The organism is Pseudidiomarina marina (assembly GCF_003987045.1).
Classification (GTDB): domain Bacteria; phylum Pseudomonadota; class Gammaproteobacteria; order Enterobacterales; family Alteromonadaceae; genus Pseudidiomarina; species Pseudidiomarina marina.
In genome coordinates this window covers 531,717-557,501 of the sequence record NZ_PIPZ01000001.1, presented here as the reverse complement: position 1 = coordinate 557,501, position 25,785 = coordinate 531,717, and the positions used below count along the sequence as shown (strand labels likewise).

Annotated in this window: 24 protein-coding genes and 4 tRNA genes; 3 read left to right on the top strand and 25 right to left on the bottom strand. The window is 45.5% G+C overall.

Annotated features, from left to right (window positions below; translation table 11 throughout):
- Positions 1–33: 33 nt before the first annotated feature.
- From prc to CWI76_RS02625, 9 genes are all read right to left on the bottom strand, one after another.
- Entirely contained in the window at positions 34–2,100 is a 2,067-nt protein-coding gene (prc, locus tag CWI76_RS02665) for a carboxy terminal-processing peptidase (RefSeq protein ID WP_126758814.1), read from the bottom strand.
- A 12-nt stretch (positions 2,101–2,112) separates the two neighbouring features.
- The gene (gene proQ, locus CWI76_RS02660; protein ID WP_126758813.1) at positions 2,113–2,781 is read right to left on the bottom strand and encodes an RNA chaperone ProQ; all 669 of its coding nucleotides are present in this window, start codon (positions 2,779–2,781) and stop codon (positions 2,113–2,115) included.
- Positions 2,771–3,064 carry a hypothetical protein gene (locus CWI76_RS02655; protein WP_126758812.1) on the bottom strand — a complete coding sequence of 98 codons (294 nt, stop codon included), beginning with the start codon at positions 3,062–3,064 and terminating at the stop codon, positions 2,771–2,773. The genes proQ and CWI76_RS02655 overlap by 11 nt, the downstream gene beginning before the upstream one ends.
- Before the next feature lie 57 nt (positions 3,065–3,121).
- Positions 3,122–3,583 carry a GAF domain-containing protein gene (locus CWI76_RS02650; RefSeq protein ID WP_126758811.1) on the bottom strand — a complete coding sequence of 154 codons (462 nt, stop codon included), beginning with the start codon at positions 3,581–3,583 and terminating at the stop codon, positions 3,122–3,124.
- 10 nt (positions 3,584–3,593) lie between these two features.
- On the bottom strand, positions 3,594–3,887 hold the full coding sequence (locus CWI76_RS02645; protein ID WP_126758810.1) for a YeaC family protein: 294 nt from the start codon (positions 3,885–3,887) through the stop codon (positions 3,594–3,596).
- Positions 3,887–4,216, bottom strand: a complete 330-nt coding sequence (locus CWI76_RS02640; protein WP_126758809.1) for a hypothetical protein — start codon at positions 4,214–4,216, stop codon at positions 3,887–3,889. The genes CWI76_RS02645 and CWI76_RS02640 overlap by 1 nt, the downstream gene beginning before the upstream one ends.
- Positions 4,217–4,342: 126 nt before the next feature.
- Complete coding sequence (locus CWI76_RS02635; protein WP_126758808.1) at positions 4,343–6,025, bottom strand: alanine/glycine:cation symporter family protein; 1,683 nt, start codon at positions 6,023–6,025, stop codon at positions 4,343–4,345.
- Positions 6,026–6,085: 60 nt separating this feature from the next.
- A complete protein-coding gene (locus CWI76_RS02630; protein WP_126758807.1) occupies positions 6,086–7,216 on the bottom strand; it encodes a M14 family metallopeptidase in 1,131 nt (376 codons plus the stop codon).
- A 61-nt stretch (positions 7,217–7,277) separates the two neighbouring features.
- The gene (locus tag CWI76_RS02625) at positions 7,278–8,723 is read right to left on the bottom strand and encodes a glyceraldehyde-3-phosphate dehydrogenase (RefSeq protein WP_126758806.1); all 1,446 of its coding nucleotides are present in this window, start codon (positions 8,721–8,723) and stop codon (positions 7,278–7,280) included.
- A gap of 143 nt (positions 8,724–8,866) precedes the next feature.
- Here CWI76_RS02625 and pyk point away from each other — a divergent pair, with 143 nt between their 5' ends.
- Positions 8,867–10,303: a pyruvate kinase gene (gene pyk / locus CWI76_RS02620; RefSeq protein WP_126758805.1), complete on the top strand. Its 1,437-nt coding sequence runs from the start codon at positions 8,867–8,869 to the stop codon at positions 10,301–10,303.
- A gap of 73 nt (positions 10,304–10,376) precedes the next feature.
- On the opposite strand, the gene CWI76_RS02615 is transcribed toward pyk, so the two are convergent.
- From CWI76_RS02615 to CWI76_RS02605, 3 genes are read right to left on the bottom strand one after another with little or no spacing between them, the layout of a single operon-like run.
- Positions 10,377–11,234, bottom strand: coding sequence for a DUF6279 family lipoprotein (locus CWI76_RS02615; RefSeq protein ID WP_126758804.1), 858 nt, complete (start codon positions 11,232–11,234; stop codon positions 10,377–10,379).
- A 12-nt stretch (positions 11,235–11,246) separates the two neighbouring features.
- A complete protein-coding gene (locus tag CWI76_RS02610; RefSeq protein WP_126758803.1) occupies positions 11,247–12,074 on the bottom strand; it encodes a LytR/AlgR family response regulator transcription factor in 828 nt (275 codons plus the stop codon).
- 2 nt (positions 12,075–12,076) lie between these two features.
- A complete protein-coding gene (locus CWI76_RS02605; RefSeq protein ID WP_126758802.1) occupies positions 12,077–13,150 on the bottom strand; it encodes a sensor histidine kinase in 1,074 nt (357 codons plus the stop codon).
- A gap of 151 nt (positions 13,151–13,301) precedes the next feature.
- On the opposite strand from CWI76_RS02605, the gene CWI76_RS02600 reads away from it, so the two are divergent.
- Positions 13,302–15,083: a M61 family metallopeptidase gene (locus CWI76_RS02600; protein ID WP_126758801.1), complete on the top strand. Its 1,782-nt coding sequence runs from the start codon at positions 13,302–13,304 to the stop codon at positions 15,081–15,083.
- On the opposite strand, the gene CWI76_RS02595 is transcribed toward CWI76_RS02600, so the two are convergent.
- Genes CWI76_RS02595 through CWI76_RS02585 form a run of 3 tightly spaced genes read right to left on the bottom strand, consistent with a single transcriptional unit; the run spans position 15,028 to position 17,481 of the window.
- A complete protein-coding gene (locus tag CWI76_RS02595) occupies positions 15,028–15,888 on the bottom strand; it encodes a M23 family metallopeptidase (protein ID WP_126758800.1) in 861 nt (286 codons plus the stop codon). The two genes, CWI76_RS02600 and CWI76_RS02595, sit on opposite strands and share 56 nt — an antisense overlap.
- Positions 15,881–16,762, bottom strand: a complete 882-nt coding sequence (locus CWI76_RS02590) for a 6-carboxytetrahydropterin synthase (RefSeq protein WP_126758799.1) — start codon at positions 16,760–16,762, stop codon at positions 15,881–15,883. Before CWI76_RS02590 ends, CWI76_RS02595 begins: the two co-directional genes overlap by 8 nt.
- Positions 16,763–16,812: 50 nt before the next feature.
- Positions 16,813–17,481 (bottom strand): LysE family translocator, encoded by a 669-nt coding sequence (locus tag CWI76_RS02585; RefSeq protein WP_126758798.1) that lies wholly within the window; start codon positions 17,479–17,481, stop codon positions 16,813–16,815.
- 45 nt (positions 17,482–17,526) lie between these two features.
- On the opposite strand from CWI76_RS02585, the gene CWI76_RS02580 reads away from it, so the two are divergent.
- Positions 17,527–18,444, top strand: a complete 918-nt coding sequence (locus CWI76_RS02580) for a LysR family transcriptional regulator (protein WP_126758797.1) — start codon at positions 17,527–17,529, stop codon at positions 18,442–18,444.
- On the opposite strand, the gene CWI76_RS02575 is transcribed toward CWI76_RS02580, so the two are convergent.
- The 10 genes from CWI76_RS02575 to CWI76_RS02530 form a co-directional block, all read right to left on the bottom strand.
- A complete protein-coding gene (locus tag CWI76_RS02575; protein WP_126759361.1) occupies positions 18,410–19,888 on the bottom strand; it encodes an FMN-binding glutamate synthase family protein in 1,479 nt (492 codons plus the stop codon). The genes CWI76_RS02580 and CWI76_RS02575 overlap by 35 nt on opposite strands.
- A 106-nt stretch (positions 19,889–19,994) precedes the next feature.
- Positions 19,995–20,582 (bottom strand): CBS domain-containing protein, encoded by a 588-nt coding sequence (locus CWI76_RS02570; protein WP_126758796.1) that lies wholly within the window; start codon positions 20,580–20,582, stop codon positions 19,995–19,997.
- 427 nt (positions 20,583–21,009) lie between these two features.
- A tRNA-Leu gene (locus CWI76_RS02565) sits at positions 21,010–21,096 on the bottom strand.
- A 28-nt stretch (positions 21,097–21,124) separates the two neighbouring features.
- Positions 21,125–21,198 (bottom strand) — tRNA-Cys (locus CWI76_RS02560).
- 8 nt (positions 21,199–21,206) lie between these two features.
- A tRNA-Gly gene (locus tag CWI76_RS02555) sits at positions 21,207–21,281 on the bottom strand.
- 79 nt (positions 21,282–21,360) lie between these two features.
- Positions 21,361–21,909, bottom strand: coding sequence for a CDP-diacylglycerol--glycerol-3-phosphate 3-phosphatidyltransferase (gene pgsA / locus CWI76_RS02550; RefSeq protein ID WP_126758795.1), 549 nt, complete (start codon positions 21,907–21,909; stop codon positions 21,361–21,363).
- Between the two features lie 15 nt (positions 21,910–21,924).
- Entirely contained in the window at positions 21,925–23,790 is a 1,866-nt protein-coding gene (uvrC, locus tag CWI76_RS02545) for an excinuclease ABC subunit UvrC (protein ID WP_126758794.1), read from the bottom strand.
- Positions 23,783–24,442, bottom strand: coding sequence for a LuxR C-terminal-related transcriptional regulator (locus CWI76_RS02540; protein ID WP_126758793.1), 660 nt, complete (start codon positions 24,440–24,442; stop codon positions 23,783–23,785). Before CWI76_RS02540 ends, uvrC begins: the two co-directional genes overlap by 8 nt.
- Positions 24,443–24,582: 140 nt before the next feature.
- Positions 24,583–25,374 (bottom strand): thioesterase family protein, encoded by a 792-nt coding sequence (locus tag CWI76_RS02535; RefSeq protein ID WP_126758792.1) that lies wholly within the window; start codon positions 25,372–25,374, stop codon positions 24,583–24,585.
- 300 nt (positions 25,375–25,674) lie between these two features.
- Positions 25,675–25,766: transfer RNA gene (locus CWI76_RS02530), tRNA-Ser, on the bottom strand.
- Positions 25,767–25,785: the final 19 nt, after the last annotated feature.

The following is a 25,785-nucleotide window of genomic DNA, read 5'->3' as shown; positions in this document are numbered from 1 at the left end:
AGCGGCTTTTAGTCACTTACTACGAGCATTAAATTAATTCATTGCCAATTTATGTGCATCAATTAAAGCAAAGCTCAAGCTCACTGTTTCTTCGAGATAAGGATCATCAATTTCGAGATCACTTGGAATATCTTCTACCTTTTCAACCGGATCCATTCCTAAGCGCTGTAATCGCGCATTAGCACGCTGAAGCTTCTTCTCTTCTTCTTGTGCCTGCTCCGCTTTTCGCTCGTCCAAGACTAAACTGATCCAAGTTTTATCTTTTTCCTCTTGATATTTTTCAATATCTTGGAAAATAAATTTAAACTCTGGGTTCTTGGCTACTTGTGAATCCAGTTTATTCTGCCATTGCTCAAACGTTGTTGTTGGCAAGATATTTAATGGTTCGTACTTAGCCGCTGGGAGTTGATCCCATGGTAATGCATTTTCTTGGCTACTTTCGCCAAACTCTTCAGCATCAATAATCGATGGTAGTGTCAAGTCGGGTTCAACACCGCGCATTTGAGTACTGCCACCATTAATACGGTAAAACTTAGCAATGGTAAACTGCACGCTTCCCAATGGTTCTTCATAATTATCAAAAGGATACATTTGCAATGCGCGATGATGTTGAACGGTACCTTTACCATAGGTGTTTTCACCGACAATCACCGCACGTTGATAGTCTTGCAACGCTGCCGCAAAAATCTCTGATGCTGAAGCACTGTAACGATCTACCATCACCATTAAAGGGCCATCATAATAAGTTTTACCATCACGATCGCCATTAATATCTCGACGTTTACGGCCGTCAAGAATCTGCACTACGGGACCTTTATCAATAAATAAGCCTGTTAAGGTAATGGCTTCAGACAATGAACCACCGCCATTGCCACGTAAATCAATGACAATGCCTTCAACGTCTTGCTTTAGAGCTTCCGAAATAAGATTCTCAACATTCTCAGTGAGGCCATTATAAAAACCTGGAATTTCAATTACGCCCATCTTTCTACCGGCGTACTTCCCTTCTTCAGGCGATTCAATTTCAAGTTTTGCGGCGCGGTCTTCTAATTTGACTTTATCGCGCACAATCGCAATTTCTGTTGGCGTACTACCGGCACTTTGATTTGCTTTTAATACCTGCAAGATGACTGTTGAGCCCTTCGGACCTTTGATGAGTTCAACCACTTCATCGAGACGCCAACCAATAACGTCAACAAATTCGCGGTCTTCTTCATCACCTTGCGCAACGCCGACAATCTTATCATCAACGGCAAGCTCACCACTTTTATCGGCGGGGCCGCCTGGAACGAGGCTGCGAATAACGGTGTAGTCGTACTCGGCTTGCAGCACAGCACCTATCCCTTCGAGAGATAAGTTCATGTTTTGCTCAAAACGCTCGGCATTGCTTGGCGATAAATAACTCGTATGCGCTTCAACACTACGCGCAAAAGCATTCATAACGGTCTGGAACACGTCTTCGCTATTTGTCTGGGTGAGGCGCTTTAATGCATTGTTGTAGCGCTTACCTAGGGTTTCGACAACTTCAGGCCACTCTTTTCCAGCAAGTGTTAAATTCAACGCATCATATTTAACACGCTGACGCCATAACTCATCCAATTCATCGTTCGAAGTTGCCCACTCGGCATCTTCACGTTGGAAATGATACTTATCACCGGCGACGGTAAAGTCAAATGGCTGTTCTTCATCAAGTAGCGATAATGCGTAGGTGTAGCGTTCAAACCGACGATCGAGAGATTTACTATAAAGCGAGTAAGCCGCATTCAGTTTGCCGGTCAAAATCATGTCATCAAATAAATGCTTATATTCCTGTGCCTGCTCAACATCTTTGGCTAACAGAAACATTTTGCTGTAATCCAGCATCTCAAGATAACGTTCTAAAATTTGCTCCGACAACGCATTATCGAGTTCCATTTGCTTGAAATGGTCACGTGTAAAGAAGCGAGCAACGCGACCACTCGCAACAGCGTGTTGCTCTTGCGGTTTCAATTGCGGTAACTCATCTGGCGAGTGCGCGGGTGGAATCGCCCAGGCGGCGCTTGAAATAGCAGCTGCCAGCGAAACAATGAGAGCACTCTTAAACTTTACACGCTTAGTCATACTTCCCTACTCCTATTTGGTGACAAATACAGCGTTTACCTTCACTTTGACCGTCAGGCCGTTTTGAAGTTGCACATAAATGTCATCACGATCAATTTCTGTTACTTGCCCAGCAACTGGTGAGTTACCGGCTTTAACCTGAACCTGTTGACCAACCTTCAGATCAGAACCTGTTACAGCTTGCAAATCGAGCTTGGGTGCCGCTTTCGGTTTATTCGCAGCAGACTTAACGGCTGTCGGCTTTTTCCCCGGACGTTTCGCTCTTGCTTTACGAGCCTCTTGGTTGGCTGCTGCGGTTTTCGGTGCTTTAGCCGCTTGCTCTTTTCGTTTTGCTGCTGCGCGTTCAGCCGCCGCAGCTTTCGACTCAGCTAGCGTTTGCTCAGCATGTTGCTGGTGCTCTTCTTCAATAATACCTGCTTCGGCACCATCGAGATCAACACGTTTCGCACCAACTTTCACACTGCGCAGATAACGCCAGCTGTTGGTATAGTGGCGTAAAGCCGTCCGCAAACGTGTTTTGCTTACCGCATCATCATTTTCTAAACGGGTTGCTAAATCCTCAAAAATACCAATCTTCAAAGGCTGTGCATCACCTTCAAGTGAAAAACACTGCGGAAACTTTTCAGCAAGATAGGCAATTACTTCTTTGGTATTGGTAATCTTTTTAACGTCAGTCGTCATCTTCATCAAATTCCTGCTGACGTACGTCAGCTAGTTGCTCCATGATATACGCTTGCATTTCTTCGCTGTCGAGCCCAAGTAAATCGGGGTTCTCTATCCACTCGAACAGCACGCGGCGTACAACTTCTTCTAATTGGTCTATGCTGTCATCAGCTTCACTATAATCGACAATATAATGCAGCATCTCATTTATTTGATCTGCCGCTGCTTCTTCTTCGCCTTCAAAAAAGCGCATGTCGCTATAACTGACTAAATAGGCATAAATATCAAACTCACTATACATAAAGGCCTACTTCAGCACTATCTTTAGCGCCATCTTCACTACTATGCCGCTGGCAATTTAGCGCCAATTAAGTTGTTCAATAAATCGGCCTAATGCTGTTAATCCGTCAGCATCATCCTGAGTAAAACGCCCCACTAACGGGCTGTCTAAATCAAATACGCCAACCACTTCACCATCAACGATTAATGGCACAACCACCTCTGAGTTAGAGGCAGCATCACAGGCAATGTGCCCTTCGAACTCGTGAACATCAATCACCAGTTGGGTTTCGCGGGTGGTTGCTGCAGTACCGCAAACACCACGGCCAAAAGGTATGCGTAAGCAGGCCACTTTACCCTGAAATGGCCCTAACACCAAGGTGTTCGGGGCTCGAGTTAGGTAAAATCCGACCCAGTTGACGTCATTGAGAGTTTCATAAACCAAAGCGGATAAATTACTTAAGTTGGCAATTAAATCAGGCTCGCCGGCTGTAATCGCCTTGGCTTGTTCTAAAAGCATTTTATAATCAGTTGGTTGCATAGAGAGGTGCTTATATCTCGTTGGTACTACTATTAAGAGCGAAGCTGGCAATCGTATTTTCGCCTTTTAACTCAGCTTTCATATCACGTTTGCTGCGTGTGACTAACTGGCCATCGGCACCAATACGAAATGCTTCATCAGAGGGACAATAACGCGCCTGATAAGCCATCACGAGCTGGATACAATGTTCCCGTTGCTGGTCGGATAATTTAACGCCATCCGGCCACTTCCCTAACTCAACGGCTTGCAATAAGCGTTCGAAAGTATCCGGTGTAATCGAAGAAACTAAGTCGTCAAACTGCATTAACTACGACTCCTTTTTACAAAAACCAACCTAACCCGATTCACGACGAACCAAACTAGGCCGACAACCATTAACCCATAAGAAATCTTAGCAGCCCAAGTTTCAGGTAGCGGTTGCTGAATAAAATAGTAAGTGAACGCTGCAATGGCGATAAGCAATGCGAGCATTGATTGACCGACTATCTTCTCACGCTTTGCAGCCAGCATCCGTTGCAGTTCACGCTCGCGTTCATCATTAGATAGACCTGCCAGTTTGAATTCGCAGTGTGGACATTGAGTTGCTTTATCTGAAACGCGTTTTTTACATGCGGGGCAATCGATTAACGCCATGATGACCTCTTTTACTTCAACGTGAATAGGCAATATAAGGGATCTGATTGGAAATTCAAGCATCGCGCGGCTTTTAGATAGATTAAAACCCGCCGTAGCGGGTTTTAATTCGATGGCAACTGAAGCTTATTTCTCAATCTTTTTTGATTGTTCAGCATCAAAATCTTGCCAATATGCTTTCACGGTATCCTTCATTTCGCGTCTTAAAAGAACAATACCGAGTAAGTTAGGCAGCGTCATCAAAACAATGGCGACATAGGATAACGTCCACACTAACGTAGTATCGGCAAACGATGCGACAAAGAAACCAGCAACGTAAATAATGCGATACGGCATCACACCACGCTGACCGAACAGATAAACAACAGCACGGTCGCCATAGTACGACCAAGCAATTGCGGTTGAGAACGCAAATAACATCAAACTAATGGGGACAATATACTCACCCGCTTCACCTAAGAAGCCCATACTAAAGGCTTTGGCTGTTAGTGCCGCCGAGTGAATCAATGAATCACCAACGATGACGATATCTTCTTTCTTTAATTGTCCGTTTTCGATGCGTAAAACACCCGTGTATGGATCTTCACCAGCCACAATAAAGCGTACGTTTTCTGCAACTGAACGGGCGTGAAGCATGGTGTAACCGTTGCTAACTGGGCGACCATCACGAACTTGAATGGTACCGTTATACTTTTCAATCGTGTTTTCGTTTGTATCGTTTAAGTAATGATACAACGCTTCACGATCAGCTGCCTCAGCATCTGAGTAATGTCCAGCAACGATATCGAGGTCGGTACGAGAAAACGTATTTTCGTGCTTTTGTGACCAAACCCCCGATGACAAAATAACCAAACCAGTCAATGTACAAATGATAATGGTATCGATGAACGGCTCTAGAATCGATACCATACCTTCCGATACTGGTTCATCGGCTTTCGCTGATGCGTGCGCGATTGGCGCCGAACCTTGACCTGCTTCATTAGAGAATAAGCCACGGTTAACACCGCGGTTGAATGCGTAGGCAAACGTTGCTCCCAAGAAGCCGCCGGTTGCAGCAGAGCCAGTAAAGGCATCGGTGAAGATAGCGACAAACGATGGACCGATTTGATCGACATTGAAGAAAATGACGCTTAATGAGCCAATAATATAAAGCGCACCCATTATTGGAACAATCTTCGACGTCACTGCAGCAATACGCGTAATACCGCCAATGATAACCAGAGCCAGCAAGATAGCCAAAACACCGCCGACTAACATTGGGTCGAAGCCGAAGCTCATTTCCATACTTTGCGCGATGTTGTTAATCTGCGGCATGTTGCCGGTACCAAATGAACTGATAATGGTCGCAATGGCAAAAATTACTGCCAGCCATTTCATGTTCAAGCGGCGGTCCATGTAATACATTGGGCCACCAGCCATGGTGCCATCTTCTGTTTTTACGCGGTATTTATGTGATAGCGTAACCTCAACAAACTTGGTTGTCATACCAAGAAAAGCGGTCACCCACATCCAAAATAGCGCTGCCGGGCCACCCAAAAAGATTGCCAGTGCAACACCACCGATATTACCGGTACCCACAGTTCCCGATAATGCCGTTGATAAGGCTTGAAAGTGCGTTGTATCGCCTTCAGCGCCTTTCTTGTCAAACTTCCCAGTAACAACTTTCCAGGCGTGACCGAAGAAGCGTATTTGCGGAAACCCCAAATACAGCGTAAAGAAAATACCTACACCAAGTAGGATATAAGGAAAGTATGCCGCCGAGCCGAGATAACTATCGAGTAGCAGCAAAAAGTTGTTGATGGCTTCCAAGGTGTCCCCCTTGTCAAATTATTATTGTTGTTGTCCGCTGTTTAAACTAGCTTGCCCAGATTAACTGCGCAAGCTATTTGCGATTCCATAAATGGCGCTTAAAACATCCGCACCGAATTGTTGGCTACGATTTGCTGACCAACCGAAATCAACATCAGGCAGGTTCGCATTATCTTTGAACGGCATTTCTAAAGTAAATGCTAAACAGTTAAAGCGCTCACTAACTGCGTTGCTTGCCACGGTCAGGTTCGCTTCGCCCGGCTTATCTATCTCATAACCGTATTGGGTTTGAAACTCTGGGGTGATAGATAATAGAACCTGCTTGAACTGCTCACCTAACTGGTGGGTTTTATCGTTATAGCTCGGCACACCCTCACAACCCGCTAAAAAATTGTACGGTAATGCTTCATCGCCATGTACATCTAGATAAAAATCAACGCCAGTTTCTTGCATGGCGTTCAGCACGTAATAAACTTCAGGACTCTTCTCTAAAGATGGTTCAGCCCATTCACGGTTTAGGTTTACACCCGCGGCATTGGTGCGCAGATGACCACGAACGCTACCATCTGGATTCATGTTTGGGACAATATAGAACACACAGGTTTCGAGCAATTTGCGCGCAGCGCCGTCTTCATCATCAAGCAACCGACTCAGAAAACCTTCCATGAACCATTCCGCCATCGATTCGCCTGGATGTTGACGGGCTGTGATCCAGATCTTCGCTTTATGGTCCGCTGGTTCACCAACAACCAATAAATTCATATCACGGCCATCAAGCGTTGGGCCTAACAAGACATGTTCGCATTCAATCGACTGTTGTGCCCATTGAATGAGATCCATGTGGCGCTCGTACGAATATGGCGTAAAGTACGCATAATAAACGCTTTCTTGATCTGGGCTATGACGAATGACGAGCTCTTTACCGTTGTATTCAGTAGGCACTCGAAACCACGTCTCGCGGTCATAAGAAGCAAGCGCTGAATAGTCTTTCCATCCGTCAGGGTACGCTGATTTACCAGCATTAGTAATCGTCATGACGTGTTCAACACCCGGTTCGGCATACAGTTTAAAGTGAAACCACTGATAAAAATCAGATTCGTTGTCTTTACGAATGGCTAATTGAATTGCGCTTGGTTCATTTGCTTCAATAACTTCGATATTGCCGCTGTCGAACTGTGCTGTTATAAACATGAAATTCCTCGCTTCTAAAAACAGAAAAGCGCCCTACTCAGGCGCTTTTACATGAATTATCTTACTTCGGTAGGTTCAGCAATTGTTGCCCAGCCATTTGTTCAGCAACGCGAACTACCTGGCAGCTATAACCGAATTCGTTGTCATACCATACGTATAATACCGCACGATCTTCATCAACGATGGTCGCTTGTGAATCAACTACACCGGCGTAACGAGAACCAACTAAGTCGGTCGAAACAATTTCAGTTGATGCGGTGTAATCAATTTGCGCCTGCAAATCTGAATGCAATGCTTGGTCACGCAAAAATGCATTCAACTCATCTTTGCTGGTCGCTTTGTTCAAGTTCAGGTTCATAATGGCCATGGAAACATTCGGCGTTGGAACTCGAATCGCGTTACCCGTTAATTTGCCTGCCAACTCGGGTAACGCTTTCGCCACAGCCTTCGCCGCACCGGTTGAGGTAAGAACCATATTCAAGGGTGCAGAACGGCCACGACGCTCAGCTTTGTGGTAGTTATCAATTAAGTTTTGGTCATTGGTATACGAATGCACGGTTTCAACGTGGCCATTGCGAATACCATACGCGTCATTGACGACTTTCAATACTGGCGTAATTGCATTGGTGGTACAGCTTGCTGCACTAACGATGAGATCTTCAGGCTGAATATCCGTGTGATTAACACCATAAACAACATTCTTGATTTCGCCTTTAGCTGGCGCTGTTAACAGCACCTTCTTCACGCCTTTTGACTTCAAGTGCAAACCAAGACCAGCTTCATCTTTCCAGATACCCGTATTATCGATGATGATGGCATCGTTAATACCGTATTGCGTGTAATCAACTTGATCAGGGCCATCCGAGTAAATAACTTTTATGCTGGTGCCGTTGGCTTTAATCGCAGAATTTTCATGATCAACAGTGATTGAACCATTGAATGGGCCGTGGATTGAATCGCGACGCAACAAGCTAGCGCGCTTCTCTAGGTCGCCGTCACGACCACCACGCACAACAATGGCACGTAAGCGCATTTTGTTGTTGCTACCGTTGCGTTCAATCAGTAAGCGCGCTAACAAACGGCCGATACGTCCAAATCCGTACAAGACAACGTCTTGTGCTGGAATTTCATCTGCTTTGTCAACAATATCAACCAACTCGCGTTGCAAGTAAGCTTCAATGCTATCGCCCTTGCCCGCATCTTTGTGTAGGTAATTAAATGCAAGTTTACCAAGGTCAACACGCGCAGGCGCCAGTTTCATTTTGCTCAGCGCTTCAATAAACGGGAAGCTCTCACGCAAACGTAGCTTTACCCCCTCATGACGACGAATTAATCGGTGCGCCTTGATAATATTAATGGTATCGACGTTTAGCAGTGAACGACCATAAACCAAGATTTCCACACCGTAATTGCGATACAAACGACCAATGATAGGCTGCATCATTTCGGCGTATTCTTGGCGTTCCTGCCAACTTGCTAGGGTCAGATCCTGTTGCTGATCACTCATGAGGTTACCTTTCTGTTACGTAAATTTGACGGTTGCGTGAAAATTGGCGGGTATTGTACTGAAATACTCCGACGAGCGCCAGAATCTCTGTAACTGACGATAAGACATGGTATAATTTTTCACAAAACAACAGGAGTAAAGATATGTTACGGCGCACCAAAATTGTCACCACACTCGGCCCTGCTACCGATGACCCAGTAGTTCTTGAAGCTCTCATTAAAGCAGGCGCGAATGTCGTTCGACTTAACTTTTCCCATGGTGTCGCCGAAGACCATGAGCGTCGAGCAAATCAAGTACGTGAAATTGCAAACCGCCTCGGTACGCATGTTGCGATTCTTGGTGATTTACAGGGTCCTAAAATTCGTATCTCCAAATTTGAAAGTGGCGCTATTACGTTAGATGTAGGTGACGTGTTTGTTTTAGATGCGGCACTCGATAAAAATGCAGGCACTCAGCAGCGTGTCGGTATTGACTACAAAGAGCTACCACAAGATGTTAGCGAAGGCGATATTCTCCTGCTTGATGACGGCCGCGTTCGACTTCAGGTTGAAGATGTTAGCGGTTCACAAATCACCACGACGGTGACCGTGGGCGGCAAATTATCAAATAATAAAGGTATCAACCGTTTAGGCGGTGGCTTATCAGCCGCGGCATTAACCGAGAAAGATTTGCAAGATATTCAAACCGCAGCAAAAATTGGTGTTGATTACCTCGCTGTTAGCTTCCCAAGAAGTAGCGCCGATATTCACGAAGCCCGTCGTTTGCTACGCGCTGCTGAAGGTCGTGGATTAATTTGTGCCAAAATTGAACGAGCTGAGGCCGTTGCGACAGACGCTGCGTTAGACGATATTATTCGCGCTTCAGACGCGGTGATGGTTGCGCGTGGTGACCTTGGTGTAGAAATTGGTGATGCCCAATTAGTTGGTAAACAAAAGCGTATCATTGAGCGCGCACGCCAGTGCAATAAGGTTGTGATTACAGCAACCCAAATGATGGAATCGATGATTGAAAGCCCAATGCCAACACGAGCAGAAGTGATGGACGTTGCGAACGCTGTATTGGACGGTACCGATGCCGTGATGTTGTCCGCAGAAACAGCGGCTGGCAAATATCCAGTAGCGACAGTCAAGGCAATGGCTGAAATTTGTTTGGGTGCAGAAACGCATCCAAGTGTCACGATCGATAAGCATGATCTCGATGAGACCTTTACATCAATTCAAGAAGCAACGGCGATCAGCGCCATGTACGCAGCAACGCATTTGGCTGGTGTAAAAGCTATCATCGCGTTAACAGAATCGGGCTCGACGGCGAAACTCATGTCGCGCATCAATACCATACTGCCGATTTTTTCCTTATCGCGTCACCAAGAAAGTCGAGCACGTTGTGCCTTATATCGCGGCGTGTACCCTATCGCATTTGATTCAACCAAAAGTGAGCCACACCAACTTGTGACGGATGCAGTGAATGAAATCAAATTACGTGGCCACGTGGTACCTGGTGATTTAGTTATTCTCACGCATGGCGATGTGATGGAGACCGTTGGCTCCACTAATACCTGTAAGATTATTGAAGTAAAATAATAATTAACGGTTTAAATAAGAGGCTCGCTATAAGCGAGCCTTTTTATTTACGTAGGTTTTTATTTACGTAGGCTTATTTCGTTGAGAAATCTGCAGCAAGTTCGTTCATATCGTCGATATAGCCATCGAGCTTTGATATTACACGGCGACGTTGGCGGTCAGTGAGTGACTCATACAACTGATACATAAGAGCGATGGTCAATTGTTGATTGTGTTCGATATGTTGCACCAACTCGTCGGAACGCAAGTGCTGCGGCTGATAAAACAATTCTAGCAGTTCTTGCTGAAACTGGTCCTGCTGTTGGCGTCGTTCTAATGTTTGTGCAAATTCTTCGAGCCAACGTTCGTTGTAATCTAGCCAAAGCTCTCGGGTATCAAACCGTTCAACCACCCAGCCGTTAATTAAGCGCTCTTGTAATTTAGTCGTCTGCCCTAACCAGTTTCTCGCGTTTTTTTCTGCACGGCGGCGTACTTGTTTTACCCGTTCCGATCCCTCTACATCTGATAATTCTTCGCGTTCTTCTCGCTGCTTTTCACGTAAATTAGCTAGTAATTCAGATACTTGTTGATCGCTTAGCTGTGGTAGTAAATCAAGGGCATAGGGTTCAATACCTTGCAACATACGTTGCCAAACAATCAACAATTCTTCGTATAGAGCAACAAGATCCGCTTCGGTTAAGGTCTCAGTAGCGATCTTTTCACGGAGTTGCTGGAGTTGCTTGGAGTAATATGGCAATTCTGAAGTTGCATGCCACTGATGAAGCGTTGTTATTGCTTGATCAACAGATTGCTCTTGCTGGTTATTAAGCGATACATAATCATTCAATTTCCATTCAATTAATGTATCAGCAAAACGATATCCGAGTTGCGTTGAGCAAGCGCTGAGCAGAAGTGTTAAAACAACAACGACTACAATGCTTGCTCTCGGCATATGCTTACTCCATCAGGAATTGAGGATGAGTTTCTTAATTCTATCTTTGTAACTGCGGCTAACTTTTAATTCTTTACCATTACGAAGAACCAAATGGTACTCTCCGTTCTGCCGGCTACATAGCTTTTCAACATGTTCCATATTCACAATGGCCGAGCGATGAATTCGCTGAAACCGCTGCGGATTTAATTCTTCTTCTAACTCTTTCATCGTGCGTCGCAAAATGTGCGTTTCATTACAAGCATGAATACACATATAGTCACCTGCAGCATCAACCCATTCAATTGAATTGATCGCAACGCGGGTAATTTCGCCGCTTTCTTTTATCGCAATGTGTTCTGGGTAACGCGCTACACCAACATCTTCACCACTTGCTAAGCGCTTTAGAATAGCCTCGCAATCTTCACCCGTAGCATCTGCTAATAAGTTTAAGATACGATCTTGCTGTACTTTTTGTTCACGCGCGGCGAGACTTTTTTCAATACGTTGAATACTTTGCGCCAAGCGTTCGTGATCAACTGGCTTCAACAAATAATCAATGGCGCGCACTTCAAAGGCTTTTATGGCGTATTGGTCATAAGCTGTAACAAACACAATCAAGGGCATTTTATAGCCATGCGCTTGCACTTCACGTAGTAATTCGAAGCCGTTCATACCAGGCATTTGAATATCTAGAAACACCAAATCAGGCTGCTCGCGTCCAATAACCTCCAGCGCCTCTCGTGCGCTAGGACACTCTTGTAAGAGTTCAATTTGCTCAAACTCCTGCAAACGCACCACTAAACCACGTCGAGCGAGTGATTCATCATCGACAACTAAGGTGCGAATTTTATCAGTCATGCTTACTCTACCTGCTCTAATGGAATGCGAATTTCAATGCGTAAACCGCGCGGTTTGTTAGGTGTTAATGTAAATGAGTAATTCTTTCCATACAAGGCTTGTAATCGCTCACGTGTGTTCGCTAAGCCAACACCGCCTGATTCTGACAAGCTTTCGAGAGGTTTTGTGCAGCCTGGGCCATTATCAGCCACGGTAATTAGCAAATCTTCGCTAAATCGCTGAGCACGAACAACAACTTCACCACCCTCTTCCAACTTGGCAATGGCATACTTTATCGAATTTTCAATTAATGGTTGCAAAAATAAACTCGGCACCAATGCGTGCTTTACATCTTCATCAATATCAACCGTAACTTTCAAACGGTCATCAAAACGCACTTTTTCAATATCTAAATACAGCATCAAAGCATCTAACTCACGCTCAAGCGGTATTTTTTTAATCGGCTCATTATCTAAGCTAAAGCGCAAAAATAAACTGAGCTTCGACATCATGCGATTCGCTAAATCATTTTCCTTCACCAAAATCAGCGTTGAAATGGCATTTAGTGTGTTAAACAAAAAATGCGGGTTTAATTGATATCGCAACATTTTTAACTGTGCTTGATGCGCCATCGATGTTGCCATTAAAGCCTTTTGTTTCTCATCTTGTAGCATCTGGTAATACTTGATACCAAAATACAAACCACTCCAACTTAACATGATGTAAAACTTGGCAATTGTATTCTTAAAATAGAACCAATTACTATCGGGACTAAAACCGAACTTATAAATTTCCCAATACGTTGCGTTATCCACTACTGCCCACAATGCAGCACAGACATAGCTTGCAGCAAGCACCACCAAAATCAATAACCACGGGCTTGAATCCCATATCCGGCGGTATAGGTATCGAAGTGGTACCGTTAATAGAAAACCTGCATAGGCGCCAAGTAGCAGAATTAACACATAAATATCGCGCATTTCATGCATTAATGAGCCAATGTAATGCACTAAGGCATAACCACTCCAGCCGGCTGCTTGTAGAACCCAGAAAAAGCGATTACGGTCTTCTAACAGTTGTTTCCAATTATTCAGCATAAAGCCCCGAATGAGCGAAAGGTATTACCATCATTATACCGATTAAAATTCGCCAAGTGACATCCTTCATCGCAGTTCAACTGCTATATAGCGCGCTTCACCCGTGCTAAGATGTTTAACAAAAGCTAATTCAAGCATTTTGAGGATCGCTATGCTGCATTACCTAATTCGTGTTCAAGATGCCAACGCACACACCTTTTCGGTCACGATTGATATTCCCATTGTCAAAGCCCAAGAAGCTATTCATCTGAGCCTACCCGCTTGGATTCCAGGTAGCTATATGATCCGCGACTTTTCCAAAAACATCATTGGCATAAAAGCAGAACAACAAGGTAGTGCCTTGCCAATTGTGCATTGTGACAAGCAAACGTGGCGTATTGAAGCGCCAGAAGCCGGCATTGTTCAAGTAACCTACGAAGTTTACGCCTACGATTTAAGTGTGCGCAGTGCCTATTTAGATCAACACTGGGGTTTCTATAATCATTCAAGCTTGTGTATGGCTGTTGATGGGCGCACTAACGAGGCCTGTGGTGTGACTATCACTGCACATAATGGTTGGCATGTCGCAACAGGAATGCCACGCAAGCAAGGGCACCCTTTTGGGCCTGGCGAATTCGAAGCAGAGAGCTATGAGGCACTGATCGATTACCCAGTGCTGATGGGGCGTTTAGATATCCATGAATTCATTGCCGGTGGAATTAAACATTCCATGGTGTTCGCTGGCCGTCATTTTGGCGATGCCGACAGAATTTGTCGCGACGTGGCCGCTATTTGTGAATACCAAATAGAAATGTTTGGGCAAGAACCGCCTTTTAAAGAGTATTTATTCCTTACCATGGTGGTCGGCAAAGGCTTTGGCGGGCTTGAGCATCGGAACTCAACCGCATTAGTCTGTAGCCGTAAAGATCTTATCCTGCCAGGCAAAGCGCAAATCGACGCGGATTACCGGACGTTTTTAAGCTTATGTAGTCATGAATATTTTCACAGCTGGAATATAAAGACGCTGAAGCCGAAAACATTTATCCCGTATCAATTAGACAAAGAGCATTACACGGAGCAGCTATGGTTCTATGAAGGTGTGACATCCTATTTTGACGATTATGTTTTACACCAAGTGGGCCTTATTGATGCCCCAACCTATTTGAGCCTAGTTGGTGAAACCATTGCGCGAGTTCAGCGCGGTGCGGGCGTAGACAAGCAAACTGTTACCGAATCGAGCTTTCATGCGTGGACCAAATTTTATAAACAAGATGAAAACTCGCCCAATAGCATCGTTAGTTATTATGCCAAAGGTGCCTTGATAGCCTTGTGTCTTGATTTAACCTTGCGGCTTGAATCGAATCATCAAGTTACTCTCGGTCTACTCATGCATGATTTATGGCATCGCTACGGGAAAACCTTAGAAGGCACGGATGATGACACCGTGGTTGAATTTATTCGTGACAACTATGGCATTGACTTGTCAGGTTTCATTCATCAAGCACTTTACACCACTCAGCCGCTGCCAATCACCGAGCTACTAAACAAGTTTGGCGTGCAAGTAAAACGCGAAATCGGTGCTGACGATAACAGTTATGGCGGTAAACATGCGACCAATCAGTTACCTGTTGCACTTGGCGCAAAATACAAAGCATCCAATCAGGGCTTAGAGTTACAAGTGGTTTTTGATGCTGAAGCAGCCCAAGCGGCGGGCCTTAGTGCTAGCGATAGAATTATTGCTATCGATAACCTGCAAGTTACCGACAGCAATGTCAAAGAGGTGTTTGAACGATATAAACCTGACCAACAGGTTACTGTTCACGCATTTCGTCGCGATGAATTGATGCAACTTACACTAACCTGGCAAGCGCCGAAACAAACCAATTATTTGTTGAGCGTTAGCGCAGCTCAGCAGGTACAGGGTTGGTTGCAGTTGCCGAAAAATGCTCAATAACTAACGCTGGGTCAAGCCGTTGATGGCGCCAATTGACGCGCCAATCGAGGTGAGGCCCAGTCACTCGGCCTGTTGCACCAATATCTGCAATGCGTTGTCCCTGCTCGACTTCTTCACCAACCTTGACGTGTAGCTTGTGTAAATGAATATAGGTGCTGGTGACACCATAACCATGGTCAATAATTAATGTGCCACCGGAATAAAATAAATCATTCTCAGCAACAATCACTTTACCCGCCCAAGGTGCAATGACCGGGCTACCGGTTGGAGCTGCTACATCCAAACCAAAGTGCGGATTGCGCGGAGTACCGTTAAAAATACGTTGGCTACCGTAAACACCACTGATACGACCTTTCGCCGGCATGATGGCAGGCTCTAAAAAATCAAGACGCTCACTCACTGCATCATTTCGTGCTTTCCAGACTAAAGCTGCTTCGCGACGCGCGCGCTCTTGCTGTTGCGGATCAGGTGTAACGGTTTGTTGTGGCACGCCATCAACCCGATCAATTTTATATTCGCGTGGCGCGATATCGATCACCCGTTTAAATTCGCGCCCCTCATCCGTAAACAGTGACAACGTTTGAGGACCATGTTGATCTCGCCCAAACCCGAATACAACACGGTTATCTGGCGTTAATTTTAACGCTTGGCCATTAAGTTCCACGCGGGTTGCGCCGGTTATTTCAGCGATAATCAGGCCACCAGACGTTAACGCGCCAGACAGCTCAGCGTTTGGAGTTTCTGCCGCTACGGAGCCAAACCAGCAACCCAAAGTAACTATTGCTAACGCTGCGAGCTTACGCATAACCAATCGCCCCTTTCCCAACACCTTCGAAACCAGTGACTTGTATCGATTCATTCGGATGGCTACGTTTGATAGTTTGCGCCAGATAAGTGGCAATGCACTCAACCGTTGAATCTGTCGGAATGATGTAATTCTCAGCCACAGGTACGAGTAATTCAAACAACCCCTGATCAGCAATATAGCTATAACCCACGTGACTTTGCGCAGTAACGTGTTGGGCATATTGTGATCGTTGTAGCTGCGCAACTGGAACGACATCCTCTTCGGAGCCCAAATAAATATCTTGCCAGGTAGACGCCCATTGTTGTTCTAACGATTCAGAACGAGTCCCATTTAATGCGATATAGATACGCGAGCGGTGACCGTGAGCAATGCGCTGGCAATTACCATCATGTTTCTTCAAACCGTGCGTATAGTGGTAAAACGCCCCCGGAATTTCTTCGGCGCGCAATTGCAGTTCCAAGCCTTGTACATTATCTGGTAATTCGCGCTTTATGACTGCCCGCAGATAGTCAGTCACCGACGCCATGGTGACTCGTTGCGCGTCGATAAAGGCAAACGCATCAGCTGGACAAAATAAATGAATAGAGCGCTGCTCAGGCCGCATAAAATCGACCCAATAACTATTACCATCGTCATGATGAGTGACATGTGTATAGGCGTGTTCAGCTGGCACGGCAAGCTTGTGGTCGACAGCACCGTCAATAATTCGCTTGATTTGCTTTTTAACTCGACCAAAATCCAAAACCATCGATTGCTCGTTAAGCGAGCCATCAAGAATGATATCAACAATCCAACTCTCTCCTACCATGCCACGTTCGGGACACAGGTAAGAAAAATCAATAACGGTTAGATCGTTTACAAATAACTGCATAATTGTCTCTAATATCTCGAAAAATAAGCTCGTGCCAAGTATATCACCGCCTATGGCGTAGCGATAACTATGATCAACACAAACCAATCATAAATAAGTTTTGCACTCAATAGCAGCAATGCTGTGCCCATGGTGCGATCGATCCAATGGCTAATTGCCCACAGACGGCGATAAAATGGGCTCCAAGTTATCAATGTGGCAAGCAAGGCAAACCAAATACCCGTGGCAATGGCCATGTAAATGCCATAAAACAACTTCACGCTTGTTGGTGTTGCAGGGTTAATCACCGTACTAAACAAGGCTAAGAAAAACAGTGTTGCTTTTACGTTTAAGCCATTCGTAAGAAAGCCGACCCTAAACGCTTTGGCGGAGCTAATTTCACTTGCCTGTAGGTGGTGTTCGGGAGCTGAACCTTGACGCGGCTGAGATTGAATTGCTTGCCATCCGAGCCAGCCTAGATAGCCTGCTCCAACTAATAATAATGTGCCATATACCCAAGTGTAACGATGAATAATCAGTGCAACGCCAAGAACCGAATAGGCAACATGCAATAAGATGCCCGTGCCGATGCCTAACGCAACCCAACGTCCAACCCGTCGACCAAAACTCATGCTGTAACGCGTGGTGACAGCAAAGTCAGGACCGGGGCTGGCGACAGCCAATAAATGTAACGTGGCGATAGTTAAAAACTCTGCCCAATAGATTGCCAAATAATCCATTCTGATTTACTTTAAGTTAATTGGTTTTCGCGCTGGAATTCTAAAATGAAACAACAGAAACTCCCTTCTCTCAATGCGTTACGCGTATTTGCAGTTGCTGCACATGCCGAAAGTTTTAAACAGGCCGCACAGCAATTAGGCGTGTCGCAATCAAACATTACACGGCAAATTCAAGCACTTGAAGAGCAATTAGGGACACGTTTATTTCAACGAGATAATCGCGTTCACGCACTTACTACCGCAGGCGAGACGCTGGCCCCTGATCTCTTACGATTGTTTCGAGAACTGGATCGCACGGTTGATCGCGCTCGAAATATCGGTGATAGTGAGGCCACTACGTTACGCATTGCGCTTCCCGAAAGTTTTCTCCGCTGGTGGTTATCAAGTCGACTTGCCGAGTTTTACGCTTTATATCCACACATTCAGGTACAATTTAATACCGTATCACTGTTTCCAGATGCTTCAGAGCGCGCCAATATATGCTCCGAGCTTCAACATGAACAGCTTGATATTGCACTTCACTACGGACAACTTCGTGATCAGGCATTAAAACAGATGCCATTATACACGCCAACTTATGTTCCCGTCGCCCCTATTGATAGCGAAATCCCATTAGCGTCACGTCCGTGGTACGTTGACCCAAAAGCGCCGTATTGGCAACACTTTAAAAAAGCTCAATCTCATCTGGCTCGGCAGTTACAAACGCGTCACGTTGGCAACAGCAATATAGCTATTGATTTGTTGCATGGTACCGATAGCATTACCCTTATTGACCAACTGTATTTAACCCACCCACAGTTACAGCAGTTTGCTAAACACACCGAATATCAAGTGACGCTTCCAGAGCCCATTGCACTAGCAGTTAAACAGCGGCAACGTCAACCGGTCGCACTTGTGGCTTTTACCAAATGGTTACAGGCTCGATTACTTAGTTCGCAGGCGAATACCGTTCGGCAAGACTAATGCTATCGCCAGTATGGGTAACCACTCGCGCATGACGACGATTCAATTGACGCGGATCGGAAACACCACATGAATGCGCAATAATATTGACGCCGTACTCTAAATATTTATGGTAATTGGCAACGCGGACGCTTTTATCAGCTGGGTCCAACCCACGTTGAAGGCTCTTATCGTGGGTTGTAACGCCAGTTGGACAGGTGTTTTTGTTGCATTGCATGGCCTGTATGCAGCCCAACGAGAACATAAAACCGCGTGCAGACACCACAAAATCAGCACCAATTGCCAGCGCCCAAGCAACATCTGCTGGGGTTATCATTTTACCGGAAGCAACAATACGAATACGTTCCTTAAGCCCTGCTGCGGCCAACTTATCAACTAAAATTGGTAAACTTTCAGAGAGCTTTAAGCCGACATAATCCATTAATGGTTGCGGTGCAGAGCCTGTTCCGCCATCGGCACTATCTAAGGTAATAAAGTCAGGGGCTGAGGCTTCACCACGAGATTTTATCGTGGCAACGAGCTCGTCAATCCAATTAGGCTCCCCCATAACAAACTTAATGCCGGTTGGCTTCCCTGTGATGGTGCGTACACGATGGATAAAGTCGAGCAACTCGTCGTTATTGCTAATTTCAGGATGCCGATTTGGTGAAATGGAATCTTTGCCTTGTGGAATACCTCGAATTTCGGCGATTTCCGCATTGACTTTAATACCGGGAAGTATTCCGCCCTTGCCCGGCTTAGCGCCTTGACTGAGCTTGATTTCAAACATTTTTACGTGTTTTTTCGCAGCAATATCCCGCAATTTACCCTCGTGTAATTCACCGGTAGCGGTTCGCACACCGTATTTCGCGGTACCGATTTGAAAAACAAGATCGCACTCACCCACTAAGTGATAAGGACTAAGCCCTCCCTCGCCAGTATTCAGCCAACACCCAGCTAGTTTTGCTCCTTTTGATAGTGCGGTTACGGCAACTGGCGATAGTGCACCGTAACTCATTCCAGAGATGTGAAAATAACTGATTGGCGAGTATGGATACTCACAATTCGCGCCAATTGTTACAGGTTCAGGTTGTGTTTTATCCTCTTCCTGATGCGGATATGCGCTATTGGCAAAAATTATCGTGCCATTTTTAGTTAAATCTCGGGTCGAACCAAATGCGAGTGTTCTGTCTGCATTTTTTGCTGCGCGATAAACCCAACTGCGTTGTGCTCGGTTAAACGGCATCTCTTCCCTGTCCATGGCATAAAAATACTGCCGGAAAAATTCACCGAGATGCTCGAACATGTAACGGAATCGCCCAATAACTGGGAAGTTCCGTCGAATGGTATGGCGTGTTTGCCGTTTATCAATGACATACATGACGCCCACAGCAACCACACCCAGTAACAGGGCAAGTATAAAAAAGGCAACCAACCATTGCGCAATTACTAATAATGTTGTCATCCAGCCATTCACAGCAATTTCCCTTAGCATTATTGAAAAACCTTATACACAACATATAAAAAGCCCCCGCATTTGGCGAGGACTTCGTTCAATTTATTTGGTAAAACTAATTATCAGAGTGCTTAATGGCGCTAAACACTTCGGCGAAACTCGTCGCGCGCGGGTACAGGCGCACTGATTCGCCAGTTACTGCGAGTATTTTTAGCGACACGATCATGCCATGAAGTGCATTACTCTCTGTTATGACAATAAAATCACAACCAGCTTCTTGCATTGTTGCAGCAATATCGCCAATACGTGAGTTTTTTACCTGAGCAAGCGTAATCGATGGTAACCGCCGTAATGGCGTCATGACATACCCAACGGTTAGTTCGTGCCACGGTAACTGCAACAAGTTGGCAATAACGCCGCTTTGCCGACCATGTAAATCACGAGCCATCAATACTCCAACAATCGTGTTTTCGCTATCTACAACGGCCGCGTATCGTTTGTCCGTGCGGCTCAATAACTGCTCTGCATCGCCTACGCCCATCGACATCGGCAGAACGGCAAGTTGCAAGCTATTGAGCTTATCAACCACATGGGTTGCGCTTTGGTGCCAATCTAAATAGGTTGGCGCGGTACTTTTTTCCGGCAGCGGCAAAAAATTATCGGCTGGAACTGGCGCCCACCGAAGTGCGTGAAATTCAGACATAACTTACCTCTGTTCAATAATAATGAATTATTTAGTCGTTTATTTAAGCGACTGACAGAGGTGGGCCCCGAACGTAGTGAGTTTGTTTATGAGGTTGCGTATCAACAAAATAAACAGCGACAACGATATGCCCCAAATTAGGACAAGGTGTTGTGTGGTTTTGAGTAACGGCGCCGTCATCAGATTCGTCAGAATATTGACGTTCGGGCGCGACAGAGTATGCAAAGGAATCTTGCGCTAGTTGATAGCCATCGATAGTCGTGAGGGTACCCTGCGGGCTGAGCCACAGTAACGACAAAACAATGGGGAATAAACACGCTCGAAGTAAATACACAAGAAGTCTTTAGTAATTGATATACATCAAAGATAAGGACGTTTCGTCGCAATAACAAGGTGTCGGAATAAAAATAATGAACTTTAAAAAGAATGGTGCCCGGGGCCGGACTTGAACCGGCACGCTGTTACCAGCGAGGGATTTTAAATCCCTTGTGTCTACCAATTTCACCACCCGGGCATTCTGTATTGCCTGAGGTACTCTTCAATGGAGGCGGGTCCCGGAGTCGAACCGAGATCCACGGATTTGCAATCCGCTGCATAGCCATTCTGCCAACCCGCCATTGAATTTGGAGCGGGAAACGAGATTCGAACTCGCGACCCCAACCTTGGCAAGGTTGTGCTCTACCACTGAGCTATTCCCGCATCCAGTGCTTGCGCATTCTACTGTCTATTTCGGCGAGGTCAACGACTTTTTCGCTTGAAAGCGTTCGTTTGGCTATTTTTAATCCACTTGGCTTAAATCTGACCAAGCAGCGCGCAAATATTCCCACATTGACCATAACGTTAGAACGAACGCAGCATACAATAAAATCGTTGCGGTGACGATAACAAATGTATTCGCCTCCCAAATTAATCCACCAATGGCGACCATTTGTGCAATCGTCTTAAATTTACCCAAACTAGAAACCTTCACCTGTTCTTGTCGACCAATTTGTGCCATCCATTCGCGTAACGCCGAAATTACCAGTTCACGGCTGATAATGGTTAATGCGGGTATACTAATCCACCAGGTGGCATAGTGCTCAACCACAACCACTAACGATGCTGCAACCATGACTTTATCGGCCACTGGGTCTAAAAATGCACCGAACTTGGTAAATTGATTAAACTTCCGTGCTACCCAACCATCAAGTGCGTCGGTGATACCGGCAACAGCAAAGACAAATGCAGCCCAAAAATGAGCTTCTTGCCCTGGTAGATAATAAATAATCAAAAATACCGGTATCAGTATGATCCGAAAGCTCGTTAGAACGTTTGGAATGTTCCACATTTGTAATTTTATCCTCTATTCATCGCGAAAAGCATGGTAGATAGTTTCTGCCAATTCACGACTAATTCCTGGTACCGCGATAAGTTGCTCAATACTAGCTTGTTTTACTTCCTGTAATCCACCAAGATTTTGCAATAATTTCTGCCGACGCTTAGCCCCTATTCCCGGAATATCTTCTAATTTTGAAGTGCGCCTAACTTTTGCTCGACGCTGTCGGTGTCCGGTTATAGCAAAGCGATGCGACTCATCGCGAATGTGTTGCACCAAGTGCAACGCCGGTGCATCGGCAGCAAGCGGGATGGTTTCATGACTACCAGCTAAAATAAGCGTTTCTAGGCCAGGTTTACGCGATTCGCCTTTTGCAACACCAATTAGCATAGGAGGTTTCACGCCGGCATCGACACCCCAATCATTAAAGTAACTTTCCGCTTGGGCTAATTGTCCTTTGCCACCGTCGATGAATAGAATGTCTGGAATGGCTGATTTCCCTTCATCGCTTAAAAGCGCTGCATCGAAACGTCGCTGGAGAGCTTGCGCCATCGCAGCATAATCATCTCCAGGGGTAATGCCTTTAATGTTAAAACGGCGATAATCCGATTTTTTTGGCCCTTGCCGATCAAACACCACGCAAGATGCTACCGTTTCTTGTCCCATGGTGTGGCTGATATCAAAACATTCCATGCGTTGAATTGGGTTTTCAAGATCGAGTACCTGTTCGAGTTGTTGCAAGCGCATCACCATGGTGTTTTCTTGATTCAGCTTACCCTCTAGCGCATTCAATGCATTCTTCTGCGCTAATATTTGGTACTGTTTGCGTTCGCCTCGTACGTTATGGGTCATGCGTACTTTTTGTGCAAGAGCTTGCTCTAGCACTTGCAGGTTATGCTCAGGATCAAGAACCTGTGCGGCATTCGCTTCCGGTAGAATTATTTCCCGCGGTAATCGGCGCCCGACTTGATCGTTCAAATAGAATTGCAGCATAAATGCCAGCAATATCTCAGAGTCATCGGTATTGGCTGGAACCTTCGGAAAGTAGCTGCGGCTTCCTTGCACAGCGCCTTCGCGAATAAACAGCAGATGCACTGCAGCAATACCGCCACGACGAATAAACCCAATTACATCAAGCTCTTGTTGATTTCCGGTTACCGCGTTACGCTCTTGTACTTTGCGCATAGCCGCTATCTGATCACGAAACCGAGCCGCACGTTCAAAATCAAGTGATTCACTGGCTTGTTCCATTCGTTGCACCAGTTGGTCAATCACCTGCTGATTCTTACCGAGTAAGAAGGCCTTCGCTAAATCGACCTGCTCTTGGTATTCGCTATCTGTACAATAACCTTCGACACACGGCGCTAAGCAACGTTTTAGCTGATATTGTAAACAAGGTCGACTACGCGCGCGATAGTATGAATCTTCGCATTGGCGAACGGGGAAAATTTTCTGCATGAGACGCAAACTTTCACGTACCGCTACGCCACTTGGGAAAGGCCCAAAGTAATCCCCTTTTTCTCGACGCGCACCACGATGAAATGCCAAGCGCGGATGTTGATGAGAACTAACAAAGATGTAAGGGTAAGACTTATCGTCGCGTAACAACACGTTATAACGTGGCCGATATTTCTTAATGAAATTATTTTCAAGGATAAGGGCTTCAGCTTCGGTATTAGTAACCGTCACATCCATTGAAGCAATTTGTTTGACTAACGTTTGGGTTTTTGGCGTGTCAATATTTTGTCGAAAATAACTGCTGACACGCTTTTTAAGATCTTTCGCCTTCCCCACATAAATAACAACACCATCATTATCGTACATCCGGTATACGCCCGGCTGATGAGTCAAATGCTGAATAAATGTCTTGGAGTTAAATTGCGAGTCAGTCATACCTTTGCGTTGGGTCGATTTCAACAAGACCTGATTGTATCGCAAGATGCGTCAATTCGACATCTCCTGCGACACCAAGTTTGCTAAAAATGCGATAACGGAAGGTATTCACTGTTTTGCTGCTTATATTAAGGTACTTGGCGATATCCACAACACGAATACCACGCCCTAACATTTGCGTCACTTGTAACTCGCGATCGCTAAGTGATTTAAGTAATCGGCGAAAGCTCTGACTACGAGGATTTTTTGCCAAATATTCGGCAACTTCGCTCGCAACATACATTTGTCCACGGCTAACATTGGCGCACGCCCGCTCAAACTCCTCATAACGTGCGTTAGTTAACAGAAAACCATCAACTTTGTTTGTATTACATTGAAAATCCAATACATCTTGGAAATTTTCAGCCCAGAGTATGATCTGAAGATCATTGTGTCGTCGGTGTAACCGGCGCCAACTTTCTATCGTCCCATCACCTGCAAGTCGACTGGATAAAATGACAGCTGCGAACGGATGATTTTTAACTTCATCGCGTAATTCATTCATGGTCGAAACACTTGCTACAACGCGGTATTTATTATTATGTGAGCTTAATGTTGTGTACATACCCGCACGCAACAAATCACTCGGTATTGCAATGATAAAGTCGGTCATGACGACACGTTCCTTGTGTGGTTAGCTTAGCAACTTATTCACTAAGTGAACTCAGATATGACCTATCTTTGAACTAAAATCAACAATAAAATCATAAAATTACATCATAATCAGCAAATAGCTTACAAAGTGAAGATAAGTTAACCAAACACCGTCACAGTTTGTCGGCTGATGGCTACTAATTTACCTTTATCATCCCATATGTGAGCATGCGTGTGCCCATAGCCGTCTGCCGCGTAATCGATATAAGCCACATATTGCCACCAATCATGACTGCTTTTTTCCGAATCTAACGGTTCAGGGAATTCGATGGTCCAGGTTAACGAACTTGCTGGTGCCGGCTCGCTTAAATGTGGTAACAAAGCTGGTGGCCAGGCATCCACCAAACCGAGAAGTAAACCAATGGAAATCGGGTGGCGTTCCTCGCTATAACGCATCCAACCACCGAACTCGCGTGACTTATTACCGGTAAATGGTAGTCCTCCTACCGATACTGAGTAGTCGTAGTGATGCGTAAATTCGGGAAGAATAGCCACCTTTGGAAATGATGGTCCATGTTCGCGACTAGGTACCTGCGCTGTTGGCGTATCAGTTACCCGCACTGCCGATGGTCTAGAGCGACCATAACTGGCCAAGGCTGCTAGAACGACGGCGTTATCTTGCTCAATTTCAACGGCAATTTGCGTTACGTTTTTACCTTCACGCAGTATTCGCCGTTTTAACACGGCCATCCCAGCTTGAATCGGTGCGACAAACGATACCGTAAATGCACGCAGTGCTTGCTCTTCACTGGCACCATAATGAGCGTGCTGCCAGGCAATTGCAGCGGTTAGCCCGCCAAACAGCGCACGCCCCTGCCCCCAACCTTCTGGAAGCTGAATGGTTTGCTCTGCGGATTGATCAATCTGCTTCAACACATCCGTAAATAACATGAAACCTCCAAGTTCGTTACTCGTTAGTCGTTACTCGTTAGTCATTACTCGTTATTCGTTATTGGTTATTCGAGAAAGCAAAGACCAAACACCAAAATCTCCGAGCCGTAAAGTGAGAAAAAACTGAGCGGTACACACCAGCGAACCAATCTCACGAGTAACGAACAACGAATAACGAACAACGAACAACGAACAACGCTTTTGCCGTTAGTATACACAGGTACGACCAGATGAAAACGTCAGAATTTACAGGCATAGAAACGAAAAAGCCCGCTCATTTGAGCGGGCTTTCGAGAATAGTGGCGGAGAGAGAGGGATTCGAACCCCCGGTGGGCGCGAGCCCACGCCTGATTTCAAGTCAGGTGCATTCAACCGAACTCTGCCATCTCTCCGCGGTCATATGAGGTGTGT